Genomic DNA, 18,910 nt, shown 5'->3' on the forward strand with positions numbered 1-18,910 from the left:
AGATGTGTATAAGAGACAGGGGGAAGATGAGGAGGCTGGGGAAGAGGGGGAGTCAAATGGTTCGAGATGAACTGCTAATCGGATAGAACCGGAATCGGGTGTGAATTTGACGGCGTTGCTGAGGAGGTTGATGAGAACCTGGCGTAAGCGCCGATCGTCTGCCTGAACAGCATGGAGATCATCAGGAATTTGGGTGGTGATTTGAATGTTTTTCTTCAGTGCCAACTCTTTGACAAACATCAGGCTGGCATCACATAGGCTCTTAACCGACACGGGACTCAGTTGTAATTCCAGTTTGCCGGATTCAATTTTGGCTAGATCTAAGATGTCGTTAATCAGTTCTAGTAGATGTCGTCCACTCCGCTCGATCGTGCCTAAGGCTTTAATTTGCTTGGCATTTAGATTACCGAATACCTGATCCTGAAGCCCTTCTGATAATCCCAAAATGGCGTTGAGCGGTGTCCGGAGTTCATGACTCATGTTGGCTAAAAACTCATCCTTCATCCGGGTGGCTCGGGCTAATTCCATATTGGTTTGCGCCAATTGTTCATTTGTGTGCCGGAGTTGGGCTTCTTTCTGTTTGCGATCGGTGATATCTAAAATGGTTCCGACCAGACGCACTAATTGTCCTTGGGAGTTCAACACCGGTTCACCCCGCCCCTGTAAGTAACGTAACGTCCCATCAGAGTGGTAAACCCGAAACTCAATCTCATAGGATTGTTGGCTGGCAACGGCGGCATGAACGGCTTGGTCATAGTGATGGCGATCGTCCGGGTGAACGGCTTGTTGTACCTCGGCAAATGTGGGATTGCCTGCGGCTAAATCTCGTCCGAACAGGCGAAACACTTCTTCTGACCAGAGCACTTCTTGAGTCTGTAGATCAAACTCCCAACTCCCAAGATGGGCAATGCGTTGAGCCGCCAACAGGTGGGCAGCATTCTTGCGGGCTTGGGCTTCTAGCTGTTTTTGGCGAGTAATGTCTTTGGCAATCCCGAGAAACCCAATAATTTGGGCTGTGGCATCGCGTAATGCGGTTACAGATAGCAACACCGGAAACCGAGAACCATCCTTGCGGATATATGTCCATTCTGCCTCGCTGGTGATCCCTCGCTGAGCTTGAGCCACAAACACCTCAAAGCCTGGTGGAATGGTTGTATTTAACTCGGCGGACAGTAGATCTGCCCGTTGCTCCACTTCCTGGGAATCATGGATGCGCTCCGGCGTGATTTGACCAATCACTTCATCGGCGGTATACCCCAACATTTTTTGAGCCGCCGCATTAAAGGTCTGAATGGTGCCGTTCGGATCAGTCGAGATAATTGAGTAATCCGTACCATCGAGAATTGCCTGTTGCAGACTGGTAATGGCTAGTAGTTGGGCTTGGCTCTCCTGTAGGGCGATCGTGCGCTGTTCAATGCGGGCTTCCAGGTCTTGATTTAATTCGTGAAGCGCCTGTTCGGCTCGAACTTGCTCCGTAATATCGATCGCGACTCCCCCGACTAAACACTGTCCAGATAACGTCTCGATCGGAAACTTGTAAACCAAAAATTGCCCGATCGTGCCAGCTTGAGTTGGGGCTAACTCGATCGCTTTTAGGACTGACCGACTTTGCACCACCTGTTGAATATTTTGCAGATATTGTTGCCTCAGGTCGCTGGGATAAAGCGTGACATCCGTTTTTTGGGGCACATAATCCGCCGGAATTTGAAACACCTGGGAGTAGGTCTGGCTGATATAAACCAGTTGCCCCATCTCATTAGTAATCCAGGATGCTGTGGGGCTATTGTCCATAAATGCCTGAAACCGGGCTTCACTCTCCCGTAACGCTGCTTCAGTTTTTCGCCGTTCCGCAATTTCCGCTTCCAGGACTTGATTTGTAACAGCTAAACCAGGTAGCACCAGAGCGTGAGGAATTAATGATACCAATGCGATCGCCGTATACACAGACACGAATGCTGTAACGGCTTTGCTTAATCCCGATAGCCAATAGGTAGGATGCCAAAGCGTCCAAATTTCCAAGACATGGGTGATGCCACAACTAATAATAAAGCTACTAAATAACAGAAGTATGCCGTTAAAAGGAACATCACGACGTTTATGGATGAAATAGAGCAGGCTGAGCGGAATCGAAAAGTAAGCCAGGGCGATCAGGCTATCCGCTAACAAATGCAGCCCAACTAAACCGGGCTTCCACAGGTAGCAATGTCCATGGGGAATAAATGCATCCGAATTAAACAGGATTTGCAAAAGCTCTAGCATATCTCTCTAGCCTGTTGTCCTGAGCAGGACACGCCAAATGAACTCCAGTCGATCGTAGATAGTTTGCTGATTAGCCACCAATAAAATTCCAGTTCAAGAACGATCGCCTCCAGCTCCGTAAAGTTGCTGAAATAGAAAATTCAGTGAAACTTCTAAGAAATTTCTAAATAGATATCTCTATAGTGCCCAGATTAACTAGAAGCTACGTGAGCAAAATTTTTCTTATAAGAAAATTTATATACACCATCTGTCCCAGTGGGGCATGACTCGATGGTATTGGGTCAGACAGGGGAACCTGTGGTCAACTTGGGGGAAGAGAAATCCGTTGAAAGGCTAAGATAGGGCATACACTCAACCATTTGCCTGATCAAACACGCATGGCTGCAAACCCTAACTCGCCGGAGCCAGGTTCTCCAGAATCGGCGGCAGCACATCAAGCGGCTGACCCTGTTGTCCCAGGAAACGACCTGACGAGTAACGATGGAAATGGACAATCCCGATCGCCATCGTTGGCATCCCGCCTCGCCGAGGCATCGGTTCTAACATCGGAAAAAACGGTTTCCCGCTTGCAAAGTCGCTTGTTGCGGCAAGCTTTGTCACCGAACAGTGATTTGGCTCGATCGACGGCGAATCAGTCTCCCCAATCCCTCATCCTGCTGGTTGCGATCGGGATTATGGTGGTCGGACTGGTGCTCAATAATGCTTGGCTGGGGCTGGCTGGGTCGATCGTGGCACTGCTGATCTCCTTACAATTGCTCTGGCTACCCTTTCGGCAGGTGCTAGAAACCATTCCTATCCAGGAACGCGGCATTCTCTTAGGCAGCACGTGTGGTCTGCTGGCAGCCTTAGGCTTACTCAGATTCCTGGGGTTTTATAGCTGGCTGGGACGAACACTAGGCCCACTCGATTGGGATGTGGTGGGAGCGTTGGGGGATGTTCTGGGTGCCCTGGGACAAATTTTGATCGCTGTTCTCGCCGTCTATATTGCCTGGAGACAATACGTGATCTCCAAAGATCTGACGATTCAACAAAATACGATTACTCAACAACAAACGATCGATACCTACTTCCAGGGAGTGTCTGACCTGGTACTGGATGAAGAGGGACTGCTGGAGGACTGGCCCCAGGAACGGGCGATCGCGGAAGCCCGAACGGCTGCCATTATGAGCAGTGTAGATGCGGGGGGCAAAGCCAAGATTATCCGGTTCCTCAGTCGGGCTCGGTTATTAAGTCCCCTCAAGCGCGATCGGCGGTTAGGACGGGCAATTTTTGATGGCACAGGTGGCTATGCGGAGGATCGGCTGTATGGGGTGCGGGTGATTGATTTGGGCGTGATGTTGGCAGGGGCTGACCTGTCGGGTACGGATCTGCGGTGGACAGACTTAAGTGATGCTAATCTAATCCGAGCCGATCTGAGTCGGTGTGATTTGGTTAAAGCCAATTTAGTTCGCACAATTCTGTGTGATGTCACTTTGCGGGGAGCTGATTTAAATGGAGCCAAGTTCTTCTATGGCAAAGCTCAGGATGCTACCCCCCGCAGCCGGACTGAACTACCAGATTATCAGCGTGGCATCCACACGGGAGCCGTGATCGAAGGCGCAGACTTTACCGGAGTCTTGCAACTCTCGGATGAACAACGGTATTACTGCTGTGCCTGGGGTGGTGCTAAAACCCGACGCACGATTCCCGGTGGGTGTGAAGGGATCCCCAACAAATTGGGACGTTAATCGACTCATGCAACTGCGAGAGAAGATTGGGTTTTATCTGAACGATATTGATACGCCGCGAGGTAGGGCAGTTGATATTACCATCACTGGGTTAGTCTTACTATCCTCCGCTATTTTTGTTGCCCAAACCTACAGTTTACCCGACTCAATTCGCCTGACGCTCGACTGGATCAATCAAGCGATTCTGTGCGTATTTGCGATCGAATATCTCCTCCGACTCTGGTGTGCTGACCACAAACTGCGTCATCTGGTTAGCTTATATTCAATTATTGATTTGCTGGCAGTGTTGCCCTTTTTCATTGGGGCATTAGATACCACGTTTATTCGAGTATTTCGCTGGTTTCGGATTCTCCGCCTACTGCGGTTTATTGAAGGTAAAACGATTGTCGGTTATGTCAGCCGCGAAGATAGCGCGATCGTTGCTCGGATTTTACTTACCCTATTTATCATCATCTTTGTGTTTTCGGGACTGATTTATCAGGTCGAACACCCTAAAAATGCCGCCGTTTTTGGCACGTTTCTGGATGCGGTCTACTTTTCGGTTGCCACCATGACCACTGTTGGGTTTGGGGATGTGACACCAATCTCGCAGGCTGGACGACTGCTGACGATTTTGATGATCCTGACGGGAATTGCCTTAATTCCCTGGCAGTTAGGTGATCTGATCAAACGGCTGGTAAAAACGGCAAACCAGGTAGAAATTACCTGTACTCAATGTGGTTTAGCGTTCCATGATGCCGATGCCCACTTCTGCAAAGCCTGTGGTCAGGCATTAGAAACCTCTCAATCTTCCCAGTGATGCTGGAACAGCAATCATATCGCTATACCACTGGACGGGCATCTGGTTCCCATACCCAAAGGCAATACCTCTGACTGGTTTGAGTCATCACCGCTGCATCCCCTCGGCGTTGCAGTTTGCTCCCAAGTTCCAGAGCGTGTTGGCGAGTTTCCGTGATTTTGAACAGACTATAGTACCGACCATTGTAATGGATCGCCTCTAGGCGATCGTCGAGATCTGCCACCCGAATATAGCAAGTTTGATATTGACCTGGAGGCACAAAACTGTCACTGCGTAATTCCGTCGCCGCCGATCGCGGGGCTTGTAAATGCTTCTGGGTGCGGGAGTCCACGATCGCATCGGGTTCATACATCCAGATCGCGACTCCTTTGGTGGTTTTAGTAACAACAAGCTGCCGACCTTTGGCAATCATCAAATTACAAATTTTCAGCGCCTTCTGTGGTTCTTTGACAATTTTCAGTAGGCTATAGAATTTGCCCTCGACCAAAACCGCTGCCATGCGGTGATCATCACCGGGTAAGCGAATATGGCAAGCCCGATATTGATCGCGAGATGCCAACACTTTCAGCATGGAAGGGGAGGAATTGCCGGTTGAAGATGGCACAGTGGAGAAGGACATGGCAGATCTCGGGACGATACTAAAAATTAATGTGACACATCTATGATTATTTCGGCAAAGAATCTGGGTTGCAGAACCCGCTGAGCAGCAAGACTGGATGAGGCAAGTCTACAGGTCAATACTGCCGCGATCGAACAGTTGCTCATCCGTCCCCACAGCCGTCACTTCGATGAAATCGGGATATACTTCCAGCACTGTAAATCCATATCGTGATGCTGCCCGTTCTGTCCAGGGCGATCGTCCCACAGACCGTAAGGCGGCTCCAGCATTCCCCACAATCAAATATGTTGTGCCATCAATGGCTTCAGTGCGTTCATAACTATGTTCATGTCCATTGATATAGAGTTGGACGCGATAGGTTTTGAACAGGGGCGTTAAGGCATCGATCAAGGCTGAATTGGAGCCATACCTGCCCGAGGAATAGAGGGGATGATGCCCAAATACAACCTTCCACGGAGCCTGACTCTGACGCAATTCCTGTTCTAACCAGGGAAGTTGATTGTGCCAATCGGCATTCGGGTTAGTATCCAGGGCAAAAAACTGGACTGTCCCGCGACGAAAGGTGTAGTATCGTCCCTGCATATTAAAGCCGGGATAGCGAATTTGGGGTTCTCCATTGGCAGTCCGGATGTCATGGTTGCCCAGACAGGCATGAACTTTCACACCCCGTTGCAATAACGCTTGATAGGGACGCTCAAACACCGCGTTGACTTTCTCAATTTCACCATTGGTATAAATATTGTCCCCCGCCAGCACCACTAAGGGAAACGGCTGTCGTTGATGAAAGCGGGTCATTGCCTCTGCTACCGCATACTGTTCGCTCCCACCCGTTCCGGTATCCGCGATCGCGACAAACCGCAGTAATGGTTTCGTAGTTGCTCTAGAAGGGGGCAGTGGGGTTGCCGCATCACTATTCATCTGATAGGTCGTCAACCATTTCCCTAACCCTGCCAAGCCTAAACCACTGGCCAGCCCCGTTAGCAGCAAAAATTCTCGTCGTCTCAGTCTCATGCATCCTCTCCCTTCAACCTACCGTGTATACACAATTCAAATCGGACTTCGTTTGAGTGCTCTTCGCCCCCTAAATCCCCCAATTCTGGGGGACTTTGAATCCTGAGTTCCCCCCAGAATTGGGGGGCTAGGGGGGCAAGATGCAGAATTTTCAGGTGGTCAAGAAGATGTGTATACACAGTAGCCCTTCAACGAATCCCCCACCGTCGTCGCCAACTTGAGGTTGATTCTAACGTTGACGTTTGTTGTTCCTGATCATGTCGTTCTAGAATCGTCGGGGCTGTATCCTGCAAGGTTGGGTCACGGTAGGGAATGGCCGCCCGTGTGTGTAAATGTTCCTGTTCCATTGGTGACAAGGGATGGAGAGAACTCGACTCAAACGCGGCTACAGTACCATCTGACCACTCATGGGATAGTAGGGTCTGGTCAGCCGATCGCTCGCTCAGTGGAATTGTGCCAATCTTGAATCCCGCCGCCAGCATGGCCGATCGCACACAGGCAGATCGGGAATAGGTTGCTAATTTTCCAGTCGGTGATAGACAACGGGCGACCTGCGTGAAAAATTCGACCGTCCATAACTGGGGACAACGGCGGGGCGAAAACGGATCAAAGAAAATCGCGTCAGCTAAAAACCCAGATGTCGCCAATGCTTGAATCGTTTGACGGGCATCCCCCAGGAATAACTGCGCCTGGAGGCGAGGAGTGGTGCAGTGATGTTCCAGGGCGATCGTCCTCAGAATGGCTTGAGTGGTTGGTGTCCAGGCATCGATTAACGGTGGCACGATCGCCGCTCGGGGAACGGTGGCATCTAACTCTAAGCCGACCACTTCTACCCGACAATCGGGATTAACGCTCCAAATGGTTTCTAGTGCGGCGGCAGTGTTATAACCCAAGCCATAACACACATCCAGTAAACGGAGGGAGTCCTGCTGTGATCGGTGGGCTAACTCAGTTGCCTGGGCAAATTTGAGTAAGGCTTCCGATCGTGCGCCCTGATCACTATGAAAGGTTTCGCCAAACTCGGTGGAGAACAGGGTAAACGAGCCGTCTTCGGTTGGCTGGGGTGTCCAGGTGAGTGTGTCTTCTATCGCCATGCCAACTATTGCAAAAATACAAACTTGCCATTCTTCCCATCCGGATTCATCCGAATTTGCGCCACATAGAATTTTTCCTGTACCACTTCACCCACTGACGTAAACGCAATTTTACCCAAGGGCGTATCGTAGCGACTCGCCAAAATTTGTTGATTTAAAGCCGTTCGCAGTTCTGGCAACGATAACTGACGCAGCGATCGCTGCTGATCAACTGCCTTTAAAGCTTCCACCATCACCTGAACGGCTGTAAATCCCTGGGCACTAAATTGAGGCGGATCTTTTTGATATTGCTTGACGTAAGCCTGCCGAAACGATCGATTGATCGCATTGTCATGTTCGGGACTGTATGCCTGGGCAACCAGCACACCATCACATAGCTGTTTGCATAAGGGAAAAATATTTGGCGTGTTGAAACCATTGCCCCCGACGATTAATCCGGCGTAACCCAATTCCCGGATTTGCCGCACTAAATTGCCGCTATCGGCGGCTAGACCAGAGATCACCAACAAATCTGGCTTCAGGTTGATCGCAGCCGTTGCCTGGGTTTGAAAGTCAGCATCCGTGGTTTGAAATTTCTGCACCGTAATAATTTCTAACCCTTGTTCCTGAATGGCTTGCTGGAAAATTGCTGTTTCCGATTGGCTAAACGCATCATTCTGCGCGTAAAACACAGCCACTCGACGAAGGTTAGGCTTGAGTTTAAGCGCTGCCTTGAGGGAATTGGGTGCCAACACCGTGACCGGGGAGGCAACCCGAGTAATGAACTCGCCAATTTCCGGCACTCCCTTCGCAGTATTCGTCGGTCCAACGACAGGAACTTGGGCACGATCGGCGATCGGATTAGCACTGAAGGCTTGCTGTGAGGAAGACGGCCCAACAATACCGACGACTCTATCTTTAGTAATTAAGGTTTGAAACGCATTAATGGCTCCGGCTTCATCGCCACCGGCATCCTGAAAAACTAGCTTAATCGGTGTACCCCGAATGCCACCCTGAGCATTAAAGTATTGCTCGGCTAACCTGGCTCCATTGACGGACTCCTGCCCTAACAATGCCAGATTACTCGTTTGCGCCAAAGCGACCCCGATCGGAATCACAATCATTCCCTGACGGGTCGGACTTTCAGTTTGGTTTCCTGGCAAGGAGGCTCGATCTCTACAGGCGGTGAGTAGCAGACCAGCCAGCGCCGATATCACTAAACGGTTCATGGTTGAGAGCAGAGATCTTCTGTATCCTACAGAAAAATCTGCCTAACAAAAATAATTCTCTACTCTCAAGCTTGGGATTGTCTGGTGGGGTAGCGATCGCTCAGCCAGGTAAAGATACGGTCTAGTTGAGATAGGGTGACTAGACGATGTTGCCAAAGCACTACCGGGAGGCGATGAGGAGTTTTAGCACAATGTTGTAAGACCAGGGGAATCGAATCAGCCGGAATTGCTAGTTCTTCTTTGAGAAAGTGTCTTAATTGCGAGTGGATAGCTTCTGATGCGATTGCCATAGTTCAGTCCAAATTATCTTTAAATTGCGATTATTGCGATTATTGCGTCGTTAGCGTGACAAAGCTGGGGACAGATCATGGATCAATGAATAGCTCTTTATGCGTAGTGTTTTTAACGATCGAGGCATCAGCAGTGAGGTGAATCAAGTTCATTGTGACAATTCGTAAACTCCATGTTAGTAATATCACCTGTTTCCTACCGAATTTCGGTCATCCCTAAGACCGATTTGCAGCCAATAGAAGTTAGATTTCTCAGTAATCCAGATCACAACCTTAAGAAAAAATAAAAGCCAAAGAAGGTCACTTCCCTGGCTTGAGGTGATTCAGTCGAGTTTTAGGCTAGATGTTGCAGCTACTACCCTCAGCTTGGCGAATTGCCCCTAACAGCGTTGCCACGATCGCACAACGCTTGGTGCCATCCCCCGGAGCATTTGCCCGCGAAATGGTGATGGTAAAGTTGGCAGGTTGACTGGCATTGACCGTTGGCGGTTGGGCGATCGAACCATCACTCTCAATCACTATCTGACTGGGGCTAGTGCTAGTCATTTGAATCGCTCCCCGCTTAATATCGCCATTGCCTAATATCCGCCAGTTACCAACGTTATTAAGGTTCAATGGTAAGGACGGACGGGGATCGGTGGTGGGAAATGGCACATGCGCCACGCGAGGCACACCATTCGGGTTAGGGTCAAACACGACTAATCGTGGGGTTTTGCTGGTTCGGGCTTCGCTCTGAGCCTGTCGAATGACCTGCACGACCTGTTCCCGCGCCGTAGATACGCGCTGACGGCTAATGATGGCATCCCAACCGGGAGCCGCGATCGCAAACAATACGCCAATAATGATCATTAACACCAGCATCTCAAGCAGGGTAAAACCTGCCGTTGATTGCCGCCGTTGCATCTTTCGCCACATTCGCTTGTTCATCGTCTCCTCTCCGGACAGCAACCTTACATCAGGCAAACCAACTTATCTCGGTGTTTTATTGATAATCCCTCGAACCAGGACTCGGGTTTGAATCGGAAATAGTCGGGCTTGATTGGTGGCGGTATTAAGCGGAAAACCCGCCCGTCCTGCCACATTGCCAGTCAGCACGAGTAATACTTCCTGGTTGGTTGGTTGAGCTTGCGCCGCAACACTTGCATTACTGACACAGCCATAGAAGGCTCGATTCGTAGCTGCACTAGGAGTGATTACCGTATTGCTGGGATTATCTGCAACACCTGTCGTATAACAGATTGGTACTGGTTGAGCCGGATCACCAGTGCGAGGGGCATCCACGAAATCGACCAGAGCTACAGGCGCTCCCGTTGGACGGGTTGATTGACCATTCGACACGGTGTTCGTGGAAGAATTTTGAATAAACGGCCATTGGGTAAACTTGGAAGTCGGACGCGACAGAGGATTGACCCAACCCGGTGTTTGGGCAGGATTGGTCGTACCGGTGGCGGGAGCCGAATTATCTGGATACTGGCTTAACTTATAGCGCACCAGTCTGGCTCGTCCCTGCCATTGATTACCTGCGTTCTCTGTATCGATCGCATAGACCACTAGCGAATAGCTATATCCAGCGATACAAGGCACTCCATTCTGAATCAGGGCATTAATTTGAGTCGTGTTATTCACACCGGCGGCTGTTCGGCACAGTCGAGCAATGCCATCGGGTAGGGGGTCAGCCCGCCAGAAGGCTAAGACAGGAGTTGTATCAGCATCACTCAGGGTCGCAGGGACATAGGAAAGTACCCCTGGACAGTTGCTGTTGAAGTTTGCGGTGGTTAAGCCAGAGCTATTTCCTTGTAAGCAGGTGCCATCATACACATAAACGGCTCCCCGCAAATCCTGGCTAATATAGTCCAGAGCCGCTTGCATATCGCGCTGAGTCTCAGTCCGTCCCGTGTCCTTCAGGTTAACATCCGTCAGATCAACCACCAGGGATAACAGTGCCACGGTAATTAGCCCACCAATGACAATGGCGACCAGTAACTCAATCAGAGTAAATCCAGCATTGCTTCGTCCTCTCAGGGTTGCCCAGAGTCGCCGCTTCAAATGGGATACGGAAAAATGTCTAGCCATCGGTTTTACCATCGGATGAGCAAAAAGGAGCAATTAGCGCAGCAAATCAAGGGTACGACTGGAATCATTCCGAGCCACTTTGGAGTACAGCACTGCTAACGGACGACGAAGATTGACTCCAGCATCCCGCCGTCCGGTGCCCATGACTAAACTGCTCCGTTGAGTTCCTAAGGTGGGTAGCGTTTCTCCGGGAGAATAGGCATAGACCCGTACCCCGATATCAAAGGAGAAGGGTGGGTCGGCGGCAGAGGGGGCTAACCCCGTTGTCCGAAACACCTGCATGACATACTCAGGAACGCAATCTCCATTTACATCCACCCGGATCAAGGTGGTGGTGGGTGTGGGAGTCGCCGTCGGATAGCGAGTTGCACAGTTTCCTGGGGAGAGGACTGGTCCACTCAGGGCAGTGGCAGGGCTGGCAGCCGCGATCGCTGTGATCGCTCCAGTCGCCGCCGCCGGGAGTTCGGTAGTGGTGTAATTTCCCCGTTCCACAATCACCCGGATGCGATCGATCTCTCCTTGGGCAATCTGATTCGCCTGCTCTGCCCGTCGGGACTGAATCCGAGTCGCTGTAGCCAGAAAGATTGGGGGAGTAATGGCAACCACCGTAATCGAGATAATAATGATCGCCACTAAACATTCAATCAGCGATAAGCCAGCCTCTGGAGCCTGGACGCGATCGCTGCCTCGGATACGTTGAGCCAGCAGCAGCAACCCGATCTTAGACAGAATCGGCGGTTGGCAAGAACGGGGGAGACGGGCAGACATTGAGACAGTTCCTCCAGAGGATGACGAGTTCAGTACGGACGAAGGCAGACAACACTAGGTAGGACATCTCAGATTCGCCAGGTTAGTTCCAGCCGGAGGATTACTCCGAATTGCCTGACACAGGTTCTTCATATATGGATCGCTGACGGCGGGTTCATTGTAGAACTCGTTGCGCTGCTTACTGGGGGTGACAAATCGGTTCGCCGCCGGACCTGCCGGAGCTAACTGCAACGCGACATCATACCCCCACAGCCGGTTGGGCGGAGCATAATACCCAATGATCTCATTATCAACCGTCGCTTCACCCGGTTCCCAAGCATCGGCATCAAAGGGAGAGGTGGCGTAGTTGCTGAAGTTCAATTGCAGGAAGGCTCCAGCAAACCACAGACGCGTCCAGGTTTCTAAGAAGCGTGGGAAGTTGTGCAGCCCACCGTAGGACTGCCGAGCCTGGGAGGGCACCGAACCACTGATGACAATACTGTTAACCCGAGTATCTTGGGCATTTTGGAGGGGGCGATTATTGTTGCCTGGATCTGAAGGACTGTTCCGAATGTTGTAGTAGGCAGTCGATGGATGCTCCGTCGGTCTGACGGGCTTCTGCCAGAACAGGGTGTCGGTTGCAGTTGATGGGGCGGTCGATCGCGGCGCTTGCTCAATAATCCCATTACCATTCCGAGACACCTGGATCGGCGTGAATTTATCGGTTGGGTTTTCCCGGAACCAGCGTGGGAAGTCAGCACCATTAGGTCGGGGATTCGTAGAGGGGCGATTCTGATTTAAGAACGAGGTGCGACCTGTGGTGGTGCAACCGGGACCAAATAGTGCAGCATTCGTATTGTTATAAACGGCACCGCCGCCAGTATTGCCAGTTGACGGTTGATACACCCCCCGGATGACATTGAGCGGTGCAGAAGCCGGACGACTTTCATTCGGATCCGTTGTAGTACTGAGTGAAGCACCAGAACCGTTCCCTGCCGTCATAAAGCCATCCATGATACTGCCATCACAGAAGGTATCCGACAGGATCGAGATCGCATCTGCCAGGATTTCGGAAGGTCGCCAACGATCCTGGGTCGGGTCGGCAAAGCGGTTATCGATCGTCGAGCGGTTATAAAACTGGGCTTCAGTGTAAGCCGCATTATCCGGCAGGGTTTCTAGAAACTCTTCTAACCGGGTTCCGACGACATCCTCACCACCCGTCTGATGCAGGTTGTAGTCACCCATAATGTAGACCGGGTTGTCTGTAAACAACGACAGACCGCGGACATTATCCGTATCGGGGATTGCCATATCACTATGGCGCTTTAACTGGGTGCCGTTGCGTAACCGGAACCCGTGGGGACGACGATCGGGGTCGGGAATAAAGTCTACCGACTTGGTGGAAATCCCGCGAGTTCCAGTGCTAGTCACGGCTGGATCGGTTTCGGAACCGGGGACTCTGGCGTTGGTAGCAGTGCCACTCGCCGGACGGGCGATCGCATCTTCGCGGGTGGCATCTTCCCGGAAGGCATAGACAATCCCACTTACGGGCAACCAAACATCATTCGGGGCGTAGTTATCGCCATCACCTGCCACCTGGTTGGCGGGACGGTTCCGCCGCAGCATCCCTAAATCAATATCCAGTACCCGAGTCGGTAGCCATTCGCGACCGTTAAACAGGACGCGATCGAGGAAGGGAATCACCGCCACTGTGCCTGTGACGTTAGCCCCGTTGGGTGCCATAATCCGGTTCGGTGGGGTGTTCTGCGCTGGGTAAGAGCCACTTAAGGTGGTGACAGGCAACTGCCAGGTGGGGTTACTATCCAGGAACAGCGGATTGTTGAAGGCTCCAGGTAGCTTGCGGGGGCGCAGTGCCACACCGGACAGAGAGCTTTCAGCCACCGGAGCCGTATCAAAGGTCTGATAGTTGAAGGTGATCAGATTGCCAGCGTTATTATTAAAGTTGGCGCTAACGCCTGAGGCGGGATAGCCTGTAGCGAGCAACGGGTCAGCGATCAATGGAGCCGCTGAGTTCACAGGCTCGTAGGTCACAGATCCGTTAGCCGTTGTGACATAGCTATCGGTGATGTAAGGTTCTGCCCAGGGCTGGAACGCCGCAATTTCAGTATTCCCCGATTCTGCACAGCCTGTGACTGCCCGTAAGCTGCCGTTGGGCTGACGATGATCGACACAGACTCCCCCAATAGTTTCAATAGTCCCAGCATGACGATGGGAAAAGTTGGGGAAGAGATAGTACAACGAGGGCCACTTCGGGGCGACGGTTGCCTGCACATAGGGACGCGCGTTGTAAGGTGCAACCGTGACATTCGTTGGACTCGTTTGCCGGAAAACCTGCAAAAAGCCAGCAGGTGCCTTGTCTGCATAGATATCTTGAGGGCGAGGTTCGTAGGTGTTGGGTGTAGGGGCGGTATTAATTGGAATAAAGGTGGTTCCGGTAGGATTGTTATTACTGCCAGCACCAGTGACATTATTAACGTTGTTGCTCCGAGCCGGAAGATTGAGATCGCCGGGGTACTCGCGGGTGGCACCGGGAGGAATCACCGTACCGCACAAACGGGAGAATGCTAACCGCATTCGATTGACGGTCTGATCGCCACCCGGTCTACCTGGGCTACCTGTCACCGCACCTGCCGCACCTGTTGTCCGCGCCGCCGCATCGACATTTAAGGCAAAGAGGTTGGGATCACATGCCGACGACCAGAGCTGCACCTTACCAAAGAAATTAGTAACATAGGGGTTATAGTTCCAGGTATTGGCAGCAGGAGAAGCCCGGAAACCATAGGTACGATCGCGCCGGATCTGGAAGTGGGTGTAGATTAACTCCGCCATCCGAATTTTAGGATCGTTGGGAGAACCGCCGTCAGCAATAATTTGTTCCCGCAGTGCCCCCAAATAAGCTTCCGCCGGAACGCGATCATAGTCCCGCGGCTCATAGTTACTGAACTGAAAAGTTCCACTATTACTGTAACCATAGGTTGCCAGACGGTCTCTAGTCAGCACTTCCCCATCACTGACATCCCCATTCATCAACCGGATCAAGGAATAGTACAGATCCGTCATGACATTGGAGCTATCATTGCGCCAGTTGCGCGGATCAAATTTATCGGCTTGCTCCACGTTGTATGCCAGCATCCCCAGGGTGCAGCCTGCCGTTTGCAGATAGGTTTTGTCGGCAATACTTAAATTGGTGTAGCCTGTGCTATTGAGCCGAGCCAGAGTCCGTCGGAGATTCGAGAAGTTCCCCCACATCGTCAGTTCTGGATCGGGGTGAATCTGTCCTGCTTCCTGGGTGGGGGGAAAGGCGCCTGTCCGCGCATCACTAATATGATCTCCAGCGAAGTTTGCCAGGTTTTGTAAGGCAATTCGCAGGGAACTGGTGGGACTACTGATCGCAGCTTCAAATCCAGCTTGCGTCAACCCTGGCGTTTCAAATTCCCAGCCATTGGTACCCCGACCATTAAAGAAGTCAACCAACAAGCCAGTGGTAGCAGCGCTATTAATGCCACTGCCGCCGGCGGTGGCTGGAGTGCTATCAATAAACCGAGTCGGCACAAAGTTGATCGATTGCCGCAGGGTAATGGGTGAACCAGGGTGAGTCGTGGAGGCAATACAGGCGATCGGGTAATCGCGATTCACGGCGGCATGATAAACCGCTGTCGCTTGCACCGCCGCCGGGTTATCCCGAAGCGCCCGTCGCTGCCGCGCCTCATGGGAAACCTGAGTAGTTCCATAGGGTGGATAGAGGGGATCACCTTCGTTGTCGCTGGCATCAATATCGATCGCGGCTCCAGTCGCCCCCGTAGCATAGACTCTGTTTCGTACAGTCGTGTACGTTTCCGTCGCCGTTGGGGCAGGTTGTGGATAAGCCTGCACAAAAGCAGCATTTGCGGCAGGGTTATTAAGTGGACCGGAGACGGGTGCTGGTTTGCCTGTACGGGATTGGGGGGTCACCCAGCCATAGCTATTACCCAGTTCCAGGCGTTGACCCACGAGAATTCGTAAGCCCTGGTTGCGGGCTCGTCGTTCCCAGTAGCCGTCTAACCCTAACTGCGAGGCATCTGCCCCCGCCGCCGTATTTGCGACCAACAGGGTGTTACTACTCGGAATCAGATCGCCGACCTGACCACTAGACGGAATTTCCCCGTCCGGCGTACCGTCCCCGTTATCATCCGTTGTGTTGTTCTTGTAGATTGGTTTTGGGCCGTAGCGATCGTCGGCTCGGTAGGTATCATCCACATACGGGGCTGGTTCATAACTCGCCCGGAACCGCCCCTGGAACGTTTGGTTAACCGTTAAATTACTGGAGTTATCCGGATCCGCATTTCTAGCCACATAGCCATCACGGGTAACAATCTGAACCGGATCCAGGGAAATACCCAGTGGAGTACTGCCTGTTGCCCAATCGTTTGCCGAGGTCATGGCAATCCCAGTCCCGATCGGGTTGTTCCGGTGGGGATAGATCAGAGCGCTACCACCATAAGCATTGTTATTCACCCGACCGGCGGCAATCACCCCATAAAATGGGTTGCCATTATTGGGCGGACTGGGATTCGACGGACTCGGTGCTGTCGGTTCTAGCTGAGTCACCGTAATCTCAGAGGCTGACTCAATATACAGACAGGAGGCAGGGGCACTGATCAGGTAAGCACTAAAGGCGGTGTTTCCCAGGATCAGGCTACCTTCTGTGTGCATCGCCCCATTCCACTGGAAGGCAGGACCCGGAAAGATTTCTAAGTCATTGCGGAACCAGGCTCCCCATTTGTTGCCCCGGTCTAACTGGCGGTCTTGCGCGAACTCCAGGGTGGTAAAGTTGCTGGCGGCTCCCGGATTGCCCGCCGTATTGGGAATTACCAGCGCATCGACCTGGAAGCGTTTCCGCAGAATAGCGGTGTTTGTGGCATCTTCGTACCAGCCCCCTTCCACGTTGGTCTGCCCTGTGGTGTTCCGACCGCAGGTGACGGCGTTGGCATTACTCAAAGGCCCGGTTCGGACTAGGGGAAATGACTGACTATCCGTTGCCCCAGCGACAGTGCTTCTCACCCCATTTGCTTTGGTGGTGTCAGTTGCCTCAATTAACTTTTGCCAACCTTTTTTCGCATTTGCCCCAGTATCATCCGGTGGGGTCATGAAGTTGACTGAGTAGATTACCGTGGAGTTGGTATTGGCATCCTGATACCGCCACGCATTATCAATTACCCCATCCCCGTTAATATCGACCCGAGTCTCATCCGCCAGGGTATAAGCATCTCGCCCACTAATTAGCAGTGGTGCCACCGATCGACCCCGGACTGTAGCCCCATTGTTTAGCATCATTGACGCTAAAACGTTCTCGGATGGCACACCACCGGGATAGCGGTTATCTTTTTTATCGTCAAACAGGAATTCTAGTTTTGCCCGCGCTCGATCGATCGCTGGAGTAGCGGCATTATAAATCACCCGATTCTGGGTTTCAGAAATGGTGCGGGTGCTGCTGTTGAAGGCTCGGAAGGTAATGGCTCCCGCCGTTAAAGCGACGACCAGAATCAGCAAGATGGTTGTGGGCAAGACAAAGCCTGCGATCGCCCGACGATCGCGGCGCTGAACGACTAGCATTGTCCGCAAAAGCCAGGTGATCACGCCTTTGCTTAAGCTTCGATAGAGCCTGCCGATTTGTCTAAATAGGATCTGAGCGGCTTTGGCAAGTTTGCGGTCTGACATGGCTGCTTCCTGATTCGATACGGGATGAGCGAGGAATCGCAAAGTGGCAACGGGACACACCTGAGAAACGGGACTCTCGGTTTCCCGCTTCTAGATGAATTATGATCCACAACCTCTAGAAAGGTTCACAAACTTCTAATAATGCGTGGATGCTCACAGTGCTAACAACTCAACCAACCAACCATCAACAGGGAAGTTACCAGTTCTGTCCGTCCAACCGTGAAAAGTATTCAGAAGATTAACGGATAGCCCAGATAAAGAAATGACGTAGACGGGTACCGGAATCTGTAAAAATACTCCCTAATAGAGGAAATCACGATCGCGCGGAGCATTTACGGATATTTTACTGATGGGTGTCTGCCGGATCACCGGACGCTAGCGATTTAACTGTAGCTTCACGTATCTTACGTTTTGTGTACCTTTCATGAAGTTGCTGCTCCAATCTTACCCACTTCCTTCATAAGACCTATCAAGGACGAAAAAAATTTCTTACTGGGTACAGAGGAACCCCGTAATTACAGAGGTGACTGGAGACAAGCACATCTATTTTAAGAGCGAATTTTTTTTCATTCCACAGCAGGTATGGCAACCACACAAAAGTTCTTATAAAACCTGAAGCCACAGCAAATAGGGGCGTTGCGAACAACGTCCCTACAAAGAGGTAAAACCTAGAAGGACAGAAAATATCTCGATCGCGCTTACAGGCGATTGAGGTCGATTCCAGCTTCCCGCGCAAAGGCTTCCAGGCTCTTTTGCTCCAGAGTTTTAATCGCTTTCGTGGAGAGCCGGAGTTTGACCCACCGTTTACCCTGTTCCCACCAAACCCGTTTCCATTGTAAGTTAGCTTCTTGCAGCTTTTTGGTGCGGCGGTGAGAGTGGGAAACCGCGAAGGCATTATTTGCCTGCTTCCCGGTTAATTGACACTTGCGAGCCATGATCGTCTCCAGATGGTATGCGGTTCTTTTTTCCAAACCCCTATTGTAAGCGAATCTGTCGTTTCTAGAAATACTATGTCTCTGCAAGTCTACGGCATTCCTAACTGCGGCACCTGTAAGAAAGCCTTCAAGTGGCTACAAGACCATCACATTGCCTACGAATTCATTAATACGAAAGAGGCTCCCCCCAGTCGGGAGCAGATCCAACAGTGGGTGACGGAGCTAGGCGCTAAACCGATGCGAAATACCTCTGGGCAATCCTATCGGGCATTAGGAGAGCAAAAACATACCTGGACAGAGGCAGAGTGGATTGAAGCGTTTAGTCAGGATGCGATGTTGCTGAAGCGACCCTTGTTTGTGCAGAACGGTACAGCCGTGATGGTGGGATTTAAAGAGGAGACAATTCGGCAGCAGTTAAATTTGTGATGGG

14 protein-coding genes are annotated in these 18,910 nt (G+C 51.5%); 3 read left to right on the plus strand and 11 right to left on the minus strand.

From position 1 onward, the window contains the following. The coding region (locus tag ACN4EK_RS17270; RefSeq protein WP_431659296.1) for a PAS domain-containing sensor histidine kinase at window positions 1-2,259 on the minus strand (2,259 nt) is incomplete at its 3' end. A gap of 377 nt (window positions 2,260-2,636) precedes the next feature. On the opposite strand from ACN4EK_RS17270, the gene ACN4EK_RS17275 reads away from it, so the two are divergent. Together ACN4EK_RS17275 and ACN4EK_RS17280 are read left to right on the plus strand one after the other, a co-directional pair. Continuing rightward, the gene (locus ACN4EK_RS17275) at window positions 2,637-3,986 is read left to right on the plus strand and encodes a pentapeptide repeat-containing protein (RefSeq protein WP_431659297.1); all 1,350 of its coding nucleotides are present in this window, start codon (window positions 2,637-2,639) and stop codon (window positions 3,984-3,986) included. 7 nt (window positions 3,987-3,993) lie between these two features. Then, a complete protein-coding gene (locus ACN4EK_RS17280; protein ID WP_431659298.1) occupies window positions 3,994-4,785 on the plus strand; it encodes an ion transporter in 792 nt (263 codons plus the stop codon). A 22-nt stretch (window positions 4,786-4,807) separates the two neighbouring features. Here ACN4EK_RS17280 and ACN4EK_RS17285 read toward each other — a convergent pair whose 3' ends face one another. The 10 genes from ACN4EK_RS17285 to rpmB all read right to left on the minus strand — a co-directional run bounded on the left by ACN4EK_RS17285 (window position 4,808) and on the right by rpmB (window position 18,480). Next, a complete protein-coding gene (locus tag ACN4EK_RS17285; protein ID WP_431659299.1) occupies window positions 4,808-5,404 on the minus strand; it encodes a hypothetical protein in 597 nt (198 codons plus the stop codon). Between the two features lie 108 nt (window positions 5,405-5,512). Further along, a complete protein-coding gene (locus ACN4EK_RS17290; protein ID WP_431659301.1) occupies window positions 5,513-6,415 on the minus strand; it encodes a metallophosphoesterase family protein in 903 nt (300 codons plus the stop codon). A gap of 188 nt (window positions 6,416-6,603) precedes the next feature. After that, complete coding sequence (locus ACN4EK_RS17295; protein ID WP_431659302.1) at window positions 6,604-7,509, minus strand: tRNA (5-methylaminomethyl-2-thiouridine)(34)-methyltransferase MnmD; 906 nt, start codon at window positions 7,507-7,509, stop codon at window positions 6,604-6,606. A gap of 5 nt (window positions 7,510-7,514) precedes the next feature. After that, a complete protein-coding gene (locus ACN4EK_RS17300) occupies window positions 7,515-8,717 on the minus strand; it encodes an ABC transporter substrate-binding protein (RefSeq protein ID WP_431659303.1) in 1,203 nt (400 codons plus the stop codon). Window positions 8,718-8,782: 65 nt separating this feature from the next. Then, window positions 8,783-9,007: a DUF2949 domain-containing protein gene (locus ACN4EK_RS17305; RefSeq protein WP_431659304.1), complete on the minus strand. Its 225-nt coding sequence runs from the start codon at window positions 9,005-9,007 to the stop codon at window positions 8,783-8,785. 339 nt (window positions 9,008-9,346) lie between these two features. Beyond that, complete coding sequence (locus tag ACN4EK_RS17310; RefSeq protein ID WP_431659305.1) at window positions 9,347-9,934, minus strand: prepilin-type N-terminal cleavage/methylation domain-containing protein; 588 nt, start codon at window positions 9,932-9,934, stop codon at window positions 9,347-9,349. A gap of 42 nt (window positions 9,935-9,976) precedes the next feature. Continuing rightward, a complete protein-coding gene (locus tag ACN4EK_RS17315; RefSeq protein WP_431659306.1) occupies window positions 9,977-11,080 on the minus strand; it encodes a PulJ/GspJ family protein in 1,104 nt (367 codons plus the stop codon). Between the two features lie 33 nt (window positions 11,081-11,113). Further along, window positions 11,114-11,848, minus strand: coding sequence for a type IV pilus modification PilV family protein (locus ACN4EK_RS17320; protein WP_431659307.1), 735 nt, complete (start codon window positions 11,846-11,848; stop codon window positions 11,114-11,116). A 54-nt stretch (window positions 11,849-11,902) separates the two neighbouring features. Next, window positions 11,903-17,545, minus strand: a complete 5,643-nt coding sequence (hpsA, locus tag ACN4EK_RS17325; protein WP_431659308.1) for a hormogonium polysaccharide biosynthesis protein HpsA — start codon at window positions 17,543-17,545, stop codon at window positions 11,903-11,905. A gap of 698 nt (window positions 17,546-18,243) precedes the next feature. After that, window positions 18,244-18,480, minus strand: coding sequence for a 50S ribosomal protein L28 (gene rpmB, locus ACN4EK_RS17330; RefSeq protein ID WP_431659309.1), 237 nt, complete (start codon window positions 18,478-18,480; stop codon window positions 18,244-18,246). A gap of 75 nt (window positions 18,481-18,555) precedes the next feature. Between rpmB and ACN4EK_RS17335 the strand changes: the two genes are divergently transcribed. Beyond that, window positions 18,556-18,906, plus strand: coding sequence for a Spx/MgsR family RNA polymerase-binding regulatory protein (locus ACN4EK_RS17335; RefSeq protein WP_431659311.1), 351 nt, complete (start codon window positions 18,556-18,558; stop codon window positions 18,904-18,906). Window positions 18,907-18,910 lie beyond the last annotated feature (4 nt).

It is taken from the genome of Pantanalinema rosaneae CENA516, from assembly GCF_050753385.1.
Lineage (GTDB): Bacteria > Cyanobacteriota > Cyanobacteriia > Leptolyngbyales > Leptolyngbyaceae > Pantanalinema > Pantanalinema rosaneae.